Annotated in this window: 15 protein-coding genes; 4 read left to right on the top strand and 11 right to left on the bottom strand. The window is 61.2% G+C overall.

Going from position 1 to position 16,744, the window contains the following annotated elements; genetic code table 11:
* Positions 1 to 68 precede the first annotated feature (68 nt).
* From AB4P96_RS03885 to pilG, 11 genes are all read right to left on the bottom strand, one after another.
* On the bottom strand, positions 69 to 299 hold the full coding sequence (locus tag AB4P96_RS03885) for a DUF6124 family protein (protein WP_169987562.1): 231 nt from the start codon (positions 297 to 299) through the stop codon (positions 69 to 71).
* Positions 300 to 624: 325 nt separating this feature from the next.
* Entirely contained in the window at positions 625 to 1,044 is a 420-nt protein-coding gene (locus AB4P96_RS03880) for a hypothetical protein (protein ID WP_186617008.1), read from the bottom strand.
* Positions 1,022 to 1,405, bottom strand: coding sequence for a polymorphic toxin type 44 domain-containing protein (locus AB4P96_RS03875; protein ID WP_169987566.1), 384 nt, complete (start codon positions 1,403 to 1,405; stop codon positions 1,022 to 1,024). Before AB4P96_RS03875 ends, AB4P96_RS03880 begins: the two co-directional genes overlap by 23 nt.
* A 234-nt stretch (positions 1,406 to 1,639) precedes the next feature.
* Positions 1,640 to 2,074, bottom strand: a complete 435-nt coding sequence (locus AB4P96_RS03870) for a hypothetical protein (RefSeq protein WP_169987568.1) — start codon at positions 2,072 to 2,074, stop codon at positions 1,640 to 1,642.
* A complete protein-coding gene (locus tag AB4P96_RS03865) occupies positions 2,037 to 2,666 on the bottom strand; it encodes a nucleotidyltransferase domain-containing protein (RefSeq protein ID WP_169987570.1) in 630 nt (209 codons plus the stop codon). The genes AB4P96_RS03870 and AB4P96_RS03865 overlap by 38 nt, the downstream gene beginning before the upstream one ends.
* A gap of 814 nt (positions 2,667 to 3,480) precedes the next feature.
* Positions 3,481 to 3,936, bottom strand: a complete 456-nt coding sequence (locus AB4P96_RS03860) for a chemotaxis protein CheW (RefSeq protein ID WP_017139437.1) — start codon at positions 3,934 to 3,936, stop codon at positions 3,481 to 3,483.
* On the bottom strand, positions 3,929 to 9,748 hold the full coding sequence (locus AB4P96_RS03855) for an Hpt domain-containing protein (protein ID WP_395600515.1): 5,820 nt from the start codon (positions 9,746 to 9,748) through the stop codon (positions 3,929 to 3,931). The genes AB4P96_RS03860 and AB4P96_RS03855 overlap by 8 nt, the downstream gene beginning before the upstream one ends.
* Before the next feature lie 159 nt (positions 9,749 to 9,907).
* Positions 9,908 to 11,959, bottom strand: coding sequence for a methyl-accepting chemotaxis protein (locus tag AB4P96_RS03850; RefSeq protein ID WP_017139440.1), 2,052 nt, complete (start codon positions 11,957 to 11,959; stop codon positions 9,908 to 9,910).
* Positions 11,956 to 12,480, bottom strand: coding sequence for a chemotaxis protein CheW (locus AB4P96_RS03845; RefSeq protein ID WP_017139441.1), 525 nt, complete (start codon positions 12,478 to 12,480; stop codon positions 11,956 to 11,958). The genes AB4P96_RS03850 and AB4P96_RS03845 overlap by 4 nt, the downstream gene beginning before the upstream one ends.
* 12 nt (positions 12,481 to 12,492) lie before the next feature.
* Complete coding sequence (pilH, locus tag AB4P96_RS03840; RefSeq protein WP_017139442.1) at positions 12,493 to 12,858, bottom strand: twitching motility response regulator PilH; 366 nt, start codon at positions 12,856 to 12,858, stop codon at positions 12,493 to 12,495.
* Between the two features lie 46 nt (positions 12,859 to 12,904).
* A complete protein-coding gene (gene pilG, locus AB4P96_RS03835) occupies positions 12,905 to 13,312 on the bottom strand; it encodes a twitching motility response regulator PilG (RefSeq protein WP_010564379.1) in 408 nt (135 codons plus the stop codon).
* Between the two features lie 239 nt (positions 13,313 to 13,551).
* Between pilG and gshB the strand changes: the two genes are divergently transcribed.
* The 4 genes from gshB (at position 13,552) to ruvX (ending at position 16,674) form a co-directional block, all read left to right on the top strand.
* Positions 13,552 to 14,505, top strand: coding sequence for a glutathione synthase (gene gshB, locus AB4P96_RS03830; protein WP_099550340.1), 954 nt, complete (start codon positions 13,552 to 13,554; stop codon positions 14,503 to 14,505).
* A 77-nt stretch (positions 14,506 to 14,582) separates the two neighbouring features.
* A complete protein-coding gene (locus tag AB4P96_RS03825) occupies positions 14,583 to 15,488 on the top strand; it encodes an energy transducer TonB (protein ID WP_200430434.1) in 906 nt (301 codons plus the stop codon).
* A 179-nt stretch (positions 15,489 to 15,667) separates the two neighbouring features.
* Positions 15,668 to 16,237 carry a YqgE/AlgH family protein gene (locus tag AB4P96_RS03820; RefSeq protein ID WP_017139445.1) on the top strand — a complete coding sequence of 190 codons (570 nt, stop codon included), beginning with the start codon at positions 15,668 to 15,670 and terminating at the stop codon, positions 16,235 to 16,237.
* Complete coding sequence (ruvX, locus tag AB4P96_RS03815; RefSeq protein ID WP_003195067.1) at positions 16,237 to 16,674, top strand: Holliday junction resolvase RuvX; 438 nt, start codon at positions 16,237 to 16,239, stop codon at positions 16,672 to 16,674. The genes AB4P96_RS03820 and ruvX overlap by 1 nt, the downstream gene beginning before the upstream one ends.
* Positions 16,675 to 16,744: the final 70 nt, after the last annotated feature.

Genomic DNA, 16,744 nt, shown 5'->3' with positions numbered 1-16,744 from the left:
CGCAGGCAAGCCAGCTCCCACATGTGTTCGGTGGTGTGTGTTAGATAGCGGTTCCAATCAGAGACCGATTAGGCAGGGCTGACTTGTTCCAGTGCTCTATCGACCAACAGTTGACTCAGCTCTGCCATTTGCTGAATCGCCAACATGCTCGCGCGCTGGGCGGGGTCCAGGTCGAAGGCCAAGTGGCAGGTCAGTGCGTTGAGGGAGCACAGGGTTTCGCTGGCATTGGCCAGTAGAGCTTCGGTGTTTTGGTGGGGGTTTACGGTGAAGAGGGGCGGATTAGGGGTAGGTTTGATCATGATGAAGCTCCTAAACAGTTAGTAAGGAGCGCCACCGTTCGCTTGCACGCGAATGAGGGTGGCGACCGTGCGCAGGTGTGCAAGACCGGGCCTGTTTAGGACACCCAGCAGGTCCGAAGACCTCCTGCGCGCAGCCGCCATAAAGCAGCGAGCACAAAAAACGCCCGTGGTTGGCTGGGCGTTTGTACGCCTAAACAGTTTCGTCGGACTTGCACGTCCGTGTCATCGTTTTTCGATGACGAGACGAAGACTAGCCGCCATGACTACCCACAACAAGTTCACGCACAGCTCGAAATCTTGCAGGAAAATTCCGAAGGCTGGCCCATCAAAGCGCCATCACCACCTTAACCGACCCCAAGCCTTCCAGTGCAAAGCTGTGGTACTCGTAGACCTCTCCTTGAATATGAAGAAGTAGAGCGCTTCCCTCATCACTCACCTGAACTTCAGGTTTTTTTGTTTTCAGAAAAGGATGAGCAGACACCAATGCGGCGAGTATTTCCTGATCACTCCCCAAATCCTCATGGACGTAGTACCTATAGGAAAAACCCACCGTCGCTCCACCCTGACCGTCTCGAGCACCGTAGATGGAGGTGCCGTTGCCCAAGGAATGCTTCAACACCACTTCATCCAGATCCGGTGCTCCGGCAGACATGATCCAACTGGCGCCGATATAGAGAAGGCAGACGATGAGCAGGCAATTGCGCAATAACGGTCCGAGGCGTTTAGTGGCCTTGGGAAATTGCATATTCAATCCCTCTTCTTATCCAATATTGGTCCCGTGGATCATCACCAAAAGGCTCACCGCCCCACCATGTACCGAAATCCGGGAGTGTCGTTTTTGCAACAGTTTGCGCCACGCCGGCAGCTCGCAGTAATACGTGCTCGGGAATGCCCAACACTGTCCCCGTAGCGCCGTAATTGAAGTTACCAAACGCTTCGTACTCGCTCCCTCTCTTCTTGTAGTTCCAAGGTCCGGCTGCCCGAACCTGGGAGTAAAACCAGGAATAGGCGAATGCCGAGCCGGGTTTGAGGTGGGTGCGTTTACATCGAGAAATCGCCATGTTTTCAAAAATTGAAACATCCGGCGGCATTAGCGGAACAGCCATTTGCGGATCCTTGCAGGCAGTGAGGAGCTCAGAAACTAGCCACTCCCCTCAGGCCTGAAAACCCGCTTAATCCAAATGCAGAACTGACCTACAGCAACTCCATCCCATTCCGACATGTGAGCGGTCAATCCGCATCATTAGCAGATCCGAAACGGCGAAAAGATACGGTCATCAAAAACAATTTTTAGTCAAGCCAGCTCCCACATTGGATTGACGGTGCTGCGAGGACTCGCGTCATTCCCACCGATGAATAGCCAACACTTCTTCCACTTTGCCCAGCAGCATCGTCGCGCCGTCCATCAACTGTCCAAGCAACGCCTCATCCTCATCCATATATCCTTCATATTCCGCCAGGTTGCGGCGCTCATGACACAGCGCCAATAACCTCACCTGCACCTTGTTCGCGTCGACGGTGTGGATCAGGCATTGAAAAACCAAATAGCGTTTGTCCGAGCGATAACCGCGCAGGCGCAGAGCTGTGAGCGAGATAGCGTGGGCGGCGTTGTATGCCAAGTCGAAACGACTGGCGAAGGCTAATTGCGGGTTACCTGCATCCCTCAACCGATCTCGCGCCGAGCGCATCAGCCCATCACACTCTTTGCGATCCGGCGGCTCAGCCTTCAAGCCACCGCTACGTTGCAGGTTCTCCAGGTTTGCCTTGCTGTCCATCCATGGACTCCTGAGGGTTGCCCCCCATCAGATTGATCTTGTCCTGCTGCACGACCCGCTGCACAAAACTGTTCCCGGCATTCCATTTGCTGGTCCAGTCGTCAGGGGTGTAAAGCGTCGGGTTGATGGTGCGGCCCAGTTGCTCTTCCAGCGGCATGAGCTGTTCCATGACTTCACTGTAGTTGAGGCTTTGGCCGATCAGCATCAGATCTATGTCACTGGATGAGTGCGCCTCGCCCTTGGCGATGGAGCCGTAGATAAAGGCCCAGGTTATCTGCTCCGCGAACGGTGCCAATGCATTGCGCAAGGGTTCGTCCAGACTGAGGGTCTTGCGCACGATGGCCAACAACTCCGAGTAAATCGGGCATTGGGGATTAGCCTGGTAGTGGGTCTGATTGCCTTGGCGCGTCATGCTCAAGATGCCCGCCAACTGCAAACGCTCCAGCTCGCGGGTGAGGCTGCCTTTGCCCACTTGAGCCGAGCGTGCGATTTCATTGGTGTAGAAACTTTGACCAGGCTTGCCGAACAGCAGGCCCAGCACTTTTTGCTGGGTGTTGGTGAAGAGTGCGGTGCTAAGCGGCAAGGTTTGCATGGCAGCGGCCAAAGAGTCCCAAAAAGGGAACGATAGGTCCCTTTTTGGGAACGATCAAGTCATCCCCGACCTGCGGCTACTTTCAGGCTGCCGCACAGAGCCCCTGTGGGAGCTGGCTTGCCTGCGATGGCGGTGGGTCAGCTACGAAGGTGTCGGCTGACAGTCTGCTATCGCAGGCAAGCCAGCTCCCACATGTGTTCGGTGATGCTAGTTAGATAGCAGTCCCCTTTTGGGACTACTCAGGCAGGGCTGACGTGTTCCAGTGCTCTGTCGACCAACAGCTGACTCAGCTCTGCCATTTGGATCGTTCCCACGCTCTGCGTGGGAATGCCGCCTGGGACGCTCCGCGTCCCGCCAGGCAGCACAAGACTCAAGACCAGCGCAAGGGTGACGCGGAGCGTCACGGGATGCATGCCCACGCGGAGCGTGGGAACGATCATCTCAAGTAATCCGCGACCTGCGGCTACTTTCAGGCTGCCGCACAGAGCCCCTGTGGGAGCTGGCTTGCCTGCGATGGCGGTGGGTCAGCTACGAAGGTGTCGGCTGACAGTCTGCTATCGCAGGCAAGCCAGCTCCCACATGTGTTCGGTGATGCTAGTTAGATAGCAGTCCCCTTTTGGGACTACTCAGGCAGGGCTGACGTGTTCCAGTGCTCTGTCGACCAACAGCTGACTCAGCTCTGCCATTTGGATCGTTCCCACGCTCCGCGTGGGAATGCCGCCTGGGACGCTCCGCGTCCCGCCAGGCAGCACAAGACTCAAGACCAGCGTCACGGGATGCATGCCCACGCGGAGCGTGGGAACGATCATCGCCGTCAGGCCAGGCCGGACTCGACCAACAACGCTTCCAACCCCATCAAATCCGGCACCTTCGCCACGTGCTCGCCCACCTGCACGGCCGCGAGTTCCAGCGGGCAGAGTGGCACGTCCACGTAGCTCAATTCGCTGTCGAGCTTGTACGAGCGGGGAATGCCCTGGATCACCAGCGCAATAAACTTCAACGTCGGCCGCCCGCCCAGCGCATTCAGCACCACGATGCGCGAGCGCTCGGCGGTCAAGATCGCCTCGCCGCACACCGCTTCAAAGCTGATCAGGGGTATTTGCCGGTCACGCCAGGTCACTTGCCGCAGGTACCACGGCGGCGCATCGCTGGCTGGTTCGCCGCGCTGGAAGTCGATCAGCTCGGCCACGGCCACATTGGGCAGCAGCAGATGGCGGTCAGCCAAGGGCAACAACAGGCCAGTGAGTTGGCTGGTGCGGTGGTCAAGCATGGGACTTGCTCCAGTAGGCGATGCTTTCCAGCAGCACCGACTCCTGGTACGGCTTGCCGAGGTAGTCGTTGACGCCGATGGCCATGGCACGGTCGCGGTGTTTCTGGCCGGTGCGCGAGGTGATCATGATGATCGGCAGCCGCATCAGCCGTGGGTCGTTACGCACCTGAATCGCCACCTCGAAGCCGTCCATGCGCGGCATTTCGATGTCGAGCAGCATCAGGTCCGGGGTGTGCTCTTCGAGTACGGCGATGGCGTCGATGCCGTCTTTGGCGGTGAGCACGTTCATGCCGTTGCGCTCCAACAGGCGGCTGGTAACTTTGCGCACGGTGACCGAATCGTCCACCACCAGCACCAGCAGCGGGCGTTTTTTCAGCGGGTCGTTGAGGATCAGCGGCGCGTCAACCGCCTGGGCCGGCGACACGGGTTGACGTGCCCGGATGTGCGCAAGCAGATCGATGATCAGCACCACGCGGCCATCACCCAGGATGGTCGCGCCGGACAGCCCCTGCACGCCCGCGAACTGCGGCCCCAGGCCCTTCACTACAATCTCCCGAGTACCGGCCATGGCATCCACATGCACCGCCACGCGCCGCTCGTTGCATTGCACCAGCAGCACCGGCACGGGCTGGTATTGGCCGAGCAATTTCGGGCGGCTGACGGTATGCAGCAGGTCGCCAAGGTAGAACAACTCATAACGCTGGCCGCCATATTCATAGCGCGGCGGGTCTTGCTGATAGTGCCCAGCCAACTCGTGGGGCAGCACACGCACCACGCCTTCAATGGTGTTGAGCGGGATCGCATATTGATCGTCCGCGCACTGCACCATCAGCGCCCGGTTAACCGACACGGTAAACGGCAGGCGAATGCGAAAGTGCACGCCCGCACCGGGCGTGGAGTCAATCACCATCGAGCCGCCAAGCTGGCGCACTTCTTCGTGCACCACGTCCATGCCCACGCCGCGTCCGGATATCTGGGTGATCTTTTCCGCCGTCGAAAAACCCGGCTGCAGGATAAACTGCAACACGTCGCGGTCGCTGATCTCTTGATGGGGGTCGAGCAGGCCGCGCTTGATCGCCTTGCGCCGCACTGCGTCCAGCGGCACGCCGGCGCCGTCGTCGCGCATATCGAACACGATATCGCCGCCTTCGTGGGTCAGGTCCAGGGTGATACGACCCTTTTCCGGTTTGCCCGCCAGCACACGTGCTTCGCGCGACTCCAGGCCATGGTCGACGGCGTTGCGCAGCATGTGTTCCAGCGGCGCGACCATGCGTTCGAGCACGTTGCGGTCCATCTCGCCTTCGGCATTGCCAACCACGAACTCCACGTCCTTGCCCAATTCCTCTGCCACCTGCCGCACGATGCGCTTGAGGCGCGGCAGCATGCGCTCAAACGGCACCATGCGCGTGCGCATCAGGCCTTCTTGCAACTCGGTGTTGATGCGCGCCTGTTGCTGCAACAGGTTGTGCGCATCCTGGTTGCGGCGGTCGAGGGTTTCCTTGAGGTCCAGCAGGTCGGAAGCGGACTCGGACAGCGCACGGGACAGTTGCTGCAACTGCGAATGGCGGTCCATTTCCAGCGGGTCAAACTCTTCATAACCCAGGCGCTCGGCCTCGGCTTGCTGGCGGCTGAGGATACGACCCTGGGTTTCGCTGTCGAGGCGGCGCAGTTGGTCGCGCATGCGCTCGATAGTGGTTTCGACCTCGCTGAGGGCCGTGCGCGCATCGTTGACCTGCTGCTCGATGCGCCCCCGGAAAATCGAGGTTTCACCGGCCAGGTTGACCAGGTCATCGAGCAAGTCGGCGGAGATTTTCACCATGTCCGCAGCCGGGTCCATAGCCGCTTCGGCCTTACCGGCGGGCAGTGCAACCGGCGCCAGCGGCTCATCGCTCGGGTGTACCAGGCTCTTGATCCGCTCGATCAGCTTGTCCACCGAGCCCACCGGTAAACCGTCTGCCACCGCGTCGATCATCTGCGCCAAGCGGTCGTGGCAACCTTGCAGCAGCGAAAACAGTTCCGGCGACGGCGCGAGCAAACCAGCGGACAGCCCTTCGTAGAGAAACTCCAGCTCATGGGCCAGATCGCCAATCGGCCCGATCTCGACCATGCGTGCACCGCCCTTGAGGGTGTGCAGGTCGCGCAGCAGGGTTTCCACTTCCTGGCGATTGTTCGGCTCGGCCTGCCAACGCACCAGCGCGCTGCCGGAGCTGTCGAGAATATCGGCGGCTTCTTCGAGGAAAATTTCCAGCAACTCGGGGTCGGCGGTCGCCACTTCGGGTGCTGTGGCCGCGGCTGCGGGCGTGCTGCTGTGGCGCAACTCGCGCAGTTGCGCGATCAAGTCGCTGGAGTCACTCAGCGGTTGCTGGTCTTGCAGTTGATCCAGTTGCAAGGCCAGCCGCTCGTGACTGGCCATCAACACTTGGGACAACTCGGTGGAGTAGCTGTAACGGCGGTCTACCAGGCCTTCGTAGAGGCCTTCCAGCTCATGGGCCAGGTCGCCAATCGGGCCGATTTCGGCCATGCGCGCGCCACCCTTGAGGGTGTGCAAGTCGCGCTGCAACGAAGACAACGGCGCTGCGCTGCCGGGCTCCAGCAGCCAACGTTTGAGCGACTGGCCGGCGCTGTCGAGGATGTCCACGGCTTCTTCGAGGAAAATCTCGACGATCTCATCGTCCATTGCCGTGTCCTGGTTCAACTGCGCCGTGGCCGCGCCCAATTCAGCGATGCTGAGGGCACGACTGCCGTCGCTTTTGATCAGACCGGTGGCCGACGGGTCGAGGGCTTCATCGAGCAATTCGCGCAGGGCCTGCACCCGCGCCGGCGCCGGGCTGATTTCCTGCCCCGCAGCCAACTGGTCGAGCATGTTGATCAGCGCGTCATGGGCCTGTTCGGCTTCTTGGAAAAACCGCTCGCTGACCGCCAGGCTGCTCTCCTCCACCGCCCCGTACAGGTCAAGCAAAGCTTCACAGAGTTCGTCGATGCTGTGCAGGTCGGCGATATGCGCGCCCTCGCCCAAGGTGGTCAACTCGTCCAGCAGTGCGGTGAGTTCCTGACGCTCACCGGGGTGCTGCTGCCAGCGGCGCAACAGGCTTTCGGCGTCGAGCAGAATGTCCATGCCTTGGGCCAGGAAGTTGGCGATCAACTGCGGGTCGCGTTTGATACGCAGGCCCGTGTTCGGCGCGTCGAGCAAGGCTTGCAGTTGTTGGTCGAGCAGGCTTTGAGTGCGGCTGATCAGGTCCGGCGCGCCCTTGATTGGCACCAGCGGGTCACTGTCCAGTTGGTGCAGGCCGCGCTGGAACAAGCCTTCGGCTTCCAGCAACAGCTCCACTTCGTCCAGGTCCAGCGGCAGGCGGTGGGCCTTGTATTCGCGGGTCAGGTGATCCAGCGGCCGCGCCAGTTCGGCAATCGGCAGCACACCGGCCATGTAGGCACTGCCTTTGAGGGTGTGCAGGGCACGTTGCAGCTCATCGCTGACTTGCAGCGGCACATGCTCGGCGGCCTGTTGCAGGAAGCGGTTGATGCTCTCCAGGTGGCTCTGGGCTTCGTTGCGGAAGATCTCCAGCAGCATTGGGTCGTGCGGCTCGGCGGTGGCTGTTGCAGTGCCACTGGCCAGGGCATGGGCACGGGCGGCCAGGGCGTCGACTTCATCGCGCTGGTGTTGGTCGTCGGTGGCGAAGTCGGCGATCAATTCGGGCAGCAGGGCCACCGCTTCATCCAGTACGTGTTGCACATCGGAGCTGAGGGCCACGCTGCGCTCGAGCACGCGATTGAGCAGGTTTTCCACCGCCCAGGCCAGTTCGGCCAGCACCAGGGCACGGACCATGCGGCCGCTGCCTTTGAGCGTGTGAAAAGCCCGGCGCATTTCGCCTTGAGCAGTTTTGTCGGCGCTGTTGGGCAGATGGCGGTGTAGCACGTCGAGGACTTCGTCGGTTTCTTCGAGGAAGACTTCGCGCAGCTCATCGTCGATGGGTTCTTCATCGGCCGGCGGCGGCAGCAAACTGCCGGGGCGATGCAGCGCCGGCGGATTCAGGCGCGTGATCGGGCTGGCCAAGGCATCGAACTGGGACTGGCTCGGCGTGCTGTCGGCCGACAATGCGCCATCCGGCGCAACCAGCGCCTGACGCCAGGGCTTTTCGGCGGGCAGGTAACCGAGCGCGGCCAAGCCTTGGGTGGCCAGTTCCAGCACGCGTTCGCCAGCGGCGTCAGGGTCCTGGAGCATGCGTTCCAGGTAATACTCAAGGCTGCTGATCACGTCGGCGAAATGCGCCAACTGCGCCTGGGTCGGCGGCGCGTCGTTGACCATCAACTGTTCGTCGACGTAATCGGTGCAACCCCGCATAAGGCTCGCTGCGCGGGGCAGTGGAATCATCGCCAAGGCGCCGCGCACCTGGCTGAGCAGCTCCGGCAGGGATTCCAGGCGTTGGCGGTCCCAGTCGGCTTCAATGCAGTCGATCACCAACTCTTTGGCTTGGCGCAGGCATTGGCAGGACTCGCGGATCACCAGTTGATGAATCTGCGTCAGGTCGGTGGTGGGCAGGCGGCTTTCTTCGCGGCTTTCCGGTTCGACGGTGCCGACCATGCCGGCCAGCGTGGCCTCGACATAGAGCAAGGCGCCGGCGACGTCCATCAGTACGGCGTCGTTGGGTTCGCGGTGACCTTGCACCAGGCTCAACACCACGGCGAGCTGGTCGATGATCACCTTGCGCGGCTGGCCGAAACCCAGCACGGCCAAGGTATCGGCGATCTGCCGCAATGGCGCCAGCAGCGCATCCAGGTCGTCGGTGTGTTGGCGGTCGCTGCGCACGAACAAGTCGAGGCGCTCCTTGACCCGCACCAGTTCCTCACACAATGCGCCAAGCACCGACCCCATGGCATTGCGATCCGGTCCCGCCAGCCGCGCCCGTTCGGCATCGACCACGGCACTGTCGGGCAAGGCCTCATCCAGGCCGTAGCGTTCCTTGAGACTTTGCATGCGCGGCGTCGGACGAGTGACCTTGGCCACATAAAACAGCAGGCTCTTGAGCAGTTCGTCGGGCGCCGGCTGGTTGATACCGCCGATGCCCTGGGCCAGCAGGCGCTTGAGTTGCTTGTCGCTGGCCTTGAGCAGGCTGCGCAGCGCCGGGCTGTTGGCGATCACGCCGGTGAGCATGCCTTCGACCAGCGCCGAGGTGACTTGCCACAACGGCAACAGCGGCGCGCCCTGGCACAGCGCTTCGAGGCGCGCAAACACCCGCGCCATGTCTTCCAGGTTGCTCGGGCCATGGTCTTCGCGCAGCAGGCCAGCCAAGGCTTGTTGGAGCAATTTGTGCCACTGGTGCAATTGTTCGTGCAGTTCTGGCACTGCGCGCTGGGCCAGGGCTTCGTCGGGCAGCGGTGCAATCGACAAGAGCTGTGGGCTGAACAGACTGGTTTCCGACAACAGGCTTTCGCCGCGGGCGCTGCGCAGGTCGTTGAGCAGCGGCAACACCACCAGCGGCAGGTCGCGGCGGGCGCTGTGTACGCGGTCCAGATACAAGGGCAATTGGCTGAGGGCTTGTTGCAGCAGGCGGATGCTTTCATCGCGCTGGCCGACGCGCTCGGCTTGCAGGGCCAGGGTCAATTCTTCGATTTCTTCGGCGAGCAACGCCGCACCGTAGAACTCGACCATTTGCAGCGCGCCATGCACTTGGTGGATGGCGGCCAGGCACTCGGCGATGGCGTCGCTGTCATGGGTTTCGACAAACGCATCCAGCGCCGAACGGGCCTGCTTCAGGGTTTCGGCAATGTCGCCCTTGACCCATTCAAGGGCCACGTAGTCGTGCCGATCAACCATAACTGCTCCGCTTAAAATTTATGAGTTGCTGGTGTTGCCAAGAACAATCGAGATCACCTGTGGGAGCTGGCTTGCCTGCGATGGCGGACTGTCAGGTGATACCTGTGCAACTGACCCACCGCTATCGCAGGCAAGCCAGCTCCCACATCAGATAGCATTTCAATCATCGGCCTGTTTAGGCGGCGGCAGGGTGAAACCCGACACCGACCGGCGCAACTGGCTGGCCATTTTTGCCAAATTGCCGATGCTCTCCGCCGTGGCCGTAGAACCCGACGACGTCTGCGTGGTGATCTGCTGAATCACATTCATCGTCAGCGAAATCTGCCCCGCCGATGAGGTCTGTTGCTGCGCCGCATTGGAGATGCTCTGAATCAACGCCGCCAGGGTTTTCGACACGCCTTCGATCTCTTCCAACGCCACCCCGGCGTCCTGGGCCAGCCGTGCGCCACGCACCACTTCGGTGGTGGTTTGTTCCATGGAGATAACCGCTTCGTTGGTGTCGGCCTGAATCGCCCGCACCAGGGTTTCGATTTGCCGGGTGGCGGCGGATGAGCGCTCGGCCAGCCGCTGTACTTCGTCGGCCACCACCGCAAAACCGCGCCCGGCGTCACCGGCCATGCTCGCCTGGATGGCGGCGTTGAGGGCGAGGATGTTGGTCTGGTCGGCAATGTCGTCGATCAGGCTGACGATATCGCCAATCTCCTGGGAAGATTCGCCCAGGCGTTTGATGCGCTTGGCGGTGTCCTGGATCTGTTCGCGGATGTTGTCCATGCCATGGATGGTGTTGTGCACCACCTCGTTGCCCTTGTTGGCGATTTCCACCGAGCGCTCCGCCACGGCCGAAGATTCGGCGGCGTTGGCCGACACTTGATCGATGGACTGGGCCATCTGGTTGATCGCCGTGGAGGCTTCGGCGATCTGCTGGGCTTGATGCTCCGAAGCCTGGGCCAGGTGCATGGCGGTGGCCTGGGTGTCCTGCACCGCACCGGCCACTTGCCCGGCGGTGAGGTTGATGGTCGCGACCAGATCGCGCAGTTGGTCGACGGAGTAGTTGATGGAGTCGGCGATGGTGCCGGTGAAGTCCTCGGTGACCGAGGCGGTCACGGTGAGGTCGCCATCGGCCAGGTCTTCGATTTCATCGAGCAGGCGCATGATCGCGTTCTGATTGCGCTCGTTCTTCTCGGCGGTTTCATGCAGTTGGCGGTTGGTTTCGCGCACCATCACCAGGCCGATCAGAATGATCGAGGCCAGTGCCAGCAAACCCAGCACGTAGCCACCAATGGTGTCGAAACTTCGCCCGCTGGCGAGGTTTTCAAAACCGGTGGCCAGGTGCGAGGCCTCATCGAGCAGGGTTTGCGACAGGTTGAAGATATTGCTCGCCGAGGCCCGTACCTGGAACAGCTGCGGCGAGGTTTCGAGGATTTCATCCACGGAGCCGGAGACAAACTCGAACAGCTCCGAAATTTCCGCCAGCCGCGCGCGCGCGTCATGGTCTTCGACCTGGGTAATGCGCAAGCCCGGGTTGCCATTGAGCATGCCGTTGAGCACCACACCGAAGCGGCTGGCATCGCGGCCAAAGGCATCGGCGGCTTGCACGGCGGTTTCGTCGCCCGCCAGCACGGTGTTGACCGCGCCGAGAATACGTTCGGCCAACAGCGATTGGCGTTGAGCCAACGCTACCTGGCTGGCCGGTGCGCCACGTTGCAGCAGGATATCGACGACCTTTTCCGATTCCATCTGCAATTGCGGCACGGTTTCGGCGAGGGTCGCGGCCACTTGATGCAGGGACAACACGGTTTGTTCGCTGGCGAGAATCGCGTCGGTGTTTTTCAGCAGCGCTTCCCAGTCGGTCTGCACCGCGCGCATTTCCGCACGAACCGCACTGGGCGCGGCGGGCAGGCCGGTTTCGGTATCACCTTTTTTCAGGTAGCCCCAGCGCTGGGCAAAGTCGTTGCGCGCATCGCCCAGCAATTTGAACGCGGCGGCCTTGCCGGCAGCGGCCTCGGTGGCGTTTTTGGCGATGCGTTGGGACAGCACACGCAGCTCACCGGCGTGGCCGATGTACTGCTTGTCATAGGTGGACTGAGTGTTGAGGTACGCGAAGTTGGCGAACAACAGCATGATGAACACGATCAGCGCAATAAACAGCACGATGATCTGTGAGCGGCTGCGCGATGCGGCCTGGGGTTTGGGCGTGGTGACGGTGGTCATGCGGCAACATCCATGAAGCCTGGGGCCTGGGCCAGAGCGAAGGGGCTGAAGACCTGCCACAGCGGGTCGCCGTCGAACTGGCCGAGGATAAACGGCGCGCCGGGTGCGGCGCTGGTCAACAAAGCGTCTTGTGCGAAATGCTGCATGCCCACCACCTCGTCTACCAGCAGCCCGACAAACAGGTCGTTGTACTCGACCACCAGCACCCGCCGTTGCTTGCGTGCCTTGGACAATTCAAGGCCAAGAAAGCCGCCCAAGTCCATCACCGGCAGCAAACGCCCACGCAGGTTGGCCACGCCCTTGACCCACGGCTTGACGCCGGGCATCAAGGTGCAACGCGGCTCATGCAGCACTTCGGCGACTTCGCCCATCGGCGCCACGTACCAGTGTGGCCCCAGGCGAAAGCCGATCCCGCTCCAGCGTTGCAGGCGAGCTTCCTGGGACGGCAGGTCGGCGGCCAGCAGGCGGCAGCGGCGGTCGATGTCCAGCAGCAGCTCGAAGGCGGTTTGCGACTCGGTCATGATCGCGAGCCTTTAGCCGGCCAGCACCTTGTTCAAGGTGGCGATCAGGGTGTCTTCGTCCACAGGCTTGGTCAGGTAATCCTTGGCACCCTGGCGCGCGCCCCAGATTTTGTCGGTTTCCTGATCCTTGGTGGTGATGATGATGATCGGAATGCCGTTGGTTTCCGGCTCCTTGGACAGTTGGCGGGTAGCCTGGAAGCCGTTGAGGCCCGGCATCACGATGTCCATCAGCACGGCGTCGGGTTTTTCCTGGCGGGCCAGGGCCACGCCGTCCGCGCCGTTTTCGGCCTTGAGCACCACGTGGCCGTGCTTTTCCAGCATGCCGGTGAGTTTGTACATTTCAGTCGGCGAATCGTCGACGATCAGAACGCGTGCCATGGTTTTCCCCACTACATTGGTCGGCGCCGGCCCTTGTGAGGCGGCGTCAGTGTGCTTGTTCTACTGCGGCAAACCCAGGCACGTAAGCCTTGATTGCGCCCAGCAGTTCTTCCTTGCTGAAAGGCTTGGTCAAAAACTGATCGACACCAACGATGCGCCCCTTGGCCTTGTCGAACAGGCCGTCTTTAGAAGACAGCATGATCACCGGGATCGACTTGAACGCCGGGTTGTTCTTCACCAGGGCGCAGGTCTGATAGCCATCCAGGCGCGGCATCATGATGTCGACAAAGATAATGTGCGGGTGATGATCAACAATCCGGGCCAGGGCATCGAAACCGTCGATAGCCGTGATCACATCGCAGCCCACGTTCTTCAACAGCGTCTCGGCGGTGCGGCGGATCGTTTTTGAATCATCGATCACCATCACTCTCAAGGCGTTGGAATGCTGTTCCATATCTGCTCTACCATCGCCACAGCGAATCGGTTTTCGGTGTGTACTGCCTGATGTTGCACAGGATGAGCGCCGCAAGCCTTGGAATTCAAGGGCTGCTGCGCCGTGGCAGTCTTTTTAGCACAGTCTCCGGGCGCAATCTATCGAGCAACCGGCCAGGTGGTTTTTCCTTGACCCACAACAGCCGCAGCGCCACTCTGACGCCACTTTTATGCGCCCTAATTTGCTAGAGGAAATCCCCCATGAGCGTTCGCGTCGGCATTGTCATGGACCCTATCGCCAGCATTTCCTATAAAAAGGACAGCTCGCTGGCCATGCTCCTGGCCGCCCAGGCCCGCGGCTGGACCCTGTTCTATATGGAGCAGCGCGATCTTTACCAGGGCGACGGCGAGGCCCGCGCGCGCATGCGCCCGCTGCAGGTGTTTGCCAACCCTGAGAAGTGGTTTGAGCTGGCGGACGAGATCGACAGCCCGTTGAGCGATCTGGACGTGATCCTGATGCGCAAAGACCCGCCGTTCGACATGGAATTCGTCTACTCCACCTATCTGCTGGAGCAGGCTGAGCGCGCCGGCGTGCTGATCGTCAACAAGCCGCAGAGCCTGCGCGACTGCAATGAAAAGCTGTTCGCCACGCTGTTTCCGCAGTGCACGCCGCCGACCGTGGTCAGCCGCCGCGCCGACGTGCTGCGTGAATTCGCCGCCAAACACGGTGATGTGATCCTCAAACCGCTGGACGGCATGGGCGGCACGTCGATCTTCCGTCACCGCGCCGGTGACCCGAACCTGTCGGTGATCCTGGAAACCCTGACCGCGCTGGGCACCCAGCAGATCATGGGCCAGGCTTATATTCCGGCGATCAAGGATGGCGACAAGCGCATCCTGATGATCGACGGCGAACCGGTGGATTACTGCCTGGCGCGTATTCCGGCAGCCGGCGAGACCCGTGGCAACCTGGCGGCCGGTGGTCGCGGTGAAGCACGCCCGTTGTCGGACAAAGACCGTTGGATCGCCTCTCAGGTTGGCCCAACCCTGCGGGAAAAAGGCCTGCTATTTGTAGGACTAGACGTAATTGGTGAGAACCTCACCGAAATCAACGTCACCAGCCCGACCTGTATTCGCGAGATCGACAATGCATTTGGCACGAACATCGGCGAAATGCTGATGGCGGCCATTGAGCGCAAGCTACAAGCCAAGTGACATAGAACAGCCGGACATAAACCAACATTGCGTTATCATGCGCCACCTGTGAAACGCGCGATGTTGGTTTTTTTGTCATGACACTCCCGTCCGATCTGCCCTACGAACTCTCCCATAGCGGCGTGCGCCCGGCTGATCGGCTCGGATTTACCCTGTTCCTGGCCGCCTTGATCCACCTTGCCCTACTGCTCGGCCTGGGCTTCACCTACGTCGAACCCAAGCAGATCACCAAAACCCTGGAAATCACCCTCGCCACGTTCAAGAGCGAAAAGAAGCCCGAAAAGGCCGATTTTCTTGCCCAGGACAACCAGCAAGGCAGCGGCACCCTCGACAAGAAAGCCGTGCCCAAGACCACCGAAGTGGCGCCCTTCCAGGACAACAAGGTCAATAAAGTCACGCCCCCACCCGCCCCCAAGCCCGAGGTCAAGCAGGCCGCGCCCAAGGCCGCCGTGACCACCGTTGCGCCCAAACCGCAAAAAGCTGCGACCCAGCGCGAGAAAGCCAAGACCGAACCTACGCCTGAGCCGGTGAAGCCTGCGCCGACGTTCGACAGTTCGCAGCTCTCTGACCAGATCTCCAGCCTCGAAGCGGAACTGGCCAATGAGCAACAGCTGTATGCCAAGCGCCCGCGCATCTACCGCCTGAATGCCGCGTCAACCATGCGCGACAAAGGCGCCTGGTATAAGGACGAGTGGCGCAAGAAGGTCGAGCGCATCGGTAACCTCAACTACCCGGATGAAGCGCGGCGTCAGCAGATTTACGGCAATTTGCGTCTTCTGGTGTCGATCAACCGCGACGGCTCGCTTTATGAAGTGCAGGTGCTGGAGTCGTCCGGCCAGCCGCTGCTGGACCAGGCCGCCCAGCGCATCGTGCGCCTGGCTGCGCCTTTCGCGCCGTTTACCGGTGACTTGAACGACATCGACCGCCTGGAAATCATCCGCACCTGGAAGTTTGCCAGGGGCGATCGGCTGTCGAGCAACTGAGGATCGTTCCCCCTCGCCACAGGTACGAAGTACATCCTTTAATGATGGATAAGGATCGTTCCCACGCTCTGCGTGGGAATGCATCTCAGGACGCTCCGCGTCCACTTTTAAGAGCGCGACGCGGAGCGATCACTAACTCCAGCTTGTCAGTTCGCCCCTCCAACGCCACACTAGTGGGCATGAAAAATGTCAGCCCGACCTACCTCAAGCACCAATTCCTGATCGCCATGCCCCATATGGCCGACCCGAACTTTGCGCAGACCTTGACCTACATCGTCGAGCACACGGCCAATGGTGCAATGGGGTTGGTGGTCAACCGCCCGCAAGAGCTGAACCTGGCCGATATCCTTGAGCAACTGCGCCCCGAGATCGACCCACCGGCGCGTTGCCAGGGCGTGCCGATCTACATCGGCGGGCCGGTGCAGACCGATCGTGGCTTTGTGCTGCACCCCACCGGACCGAAGTTTCAGGCCACGGTAGACCTTGAAGGCGTGTCGCTGTCGACCTCCCAGGACGTGTTGTTTGCCATCGCCGACGGCGTCGGCCCCGAGCAAAGCGTGATCACCCTCGGCTATGCCGGTTGGGAAGCCGGGCAACTGGAAGCCGAACTGGCCAGCAATGCCTGGCTGACCTGCCCGTTTGACGCCGACATCCTGTTCAACACCGCCAGTGAGCTGCGCCTGGAAGCAGCTGCCGCCAAGCTTCGGGTCAACCTCAGCCTGCTGACCAGCCAGGCGGGGCACGCCTGATGGCTTTGCGCTTGATCCTCGGTTTTGACTACGGCACCAAACAGATCGGCGTAGCGGTCGGCCAGGTGATTACCGGCCAGGCCCGCGAGCTGTGTACCTTGAAAGCCCAGAACGGCGTGCCGGACTGGAACCAGGTCGAAGCCCTCATTAAAGAGTGGAAGCCCGATGCTGTGGTGGTCGGCCTGCCGTTGAACATGGACGGCACCCCCAGCGACATGTGCCTGCGCGCGGAAAAATTCGCCCGCCGCCTCAATGGCCGCTACAACCTGCCCTTCTATACCCACGATGAACGCCTGACCACCTTTGAAGCCAAGGGTGAACGCCGCGACCGTGGCGGGCAAAAAGGCAGCTACCGCGACAACCCCGTGGACGCCATTGCCGCCGCCCTGTTGCTGCAGGGCTGGCTGGATGAAAACACCGCTTTATTTGAATCCTGACTGACGCGGCTTGCCGCGTCTTTTTACGTTTGAGTCCGGACCTTGCTGCGCCCACGCCGCGCAAGCCCTT

It is taken from the genome of Pseudomonas sp. B19125 (assembly GCF_044218855.1).
Lineage (GTDB): Bacteria > Pseudomonadota > Gammaproteobacteria > Pseudomonadales > Pseudomonadaceae > Aquipseudomonas > Aquipseudomonas edaphica.
The sequence above is the reverse complement of the archived record's forward strand: the minus strand, read 5'-3'. Positions and strand labels throughout refer to the sequence as shown.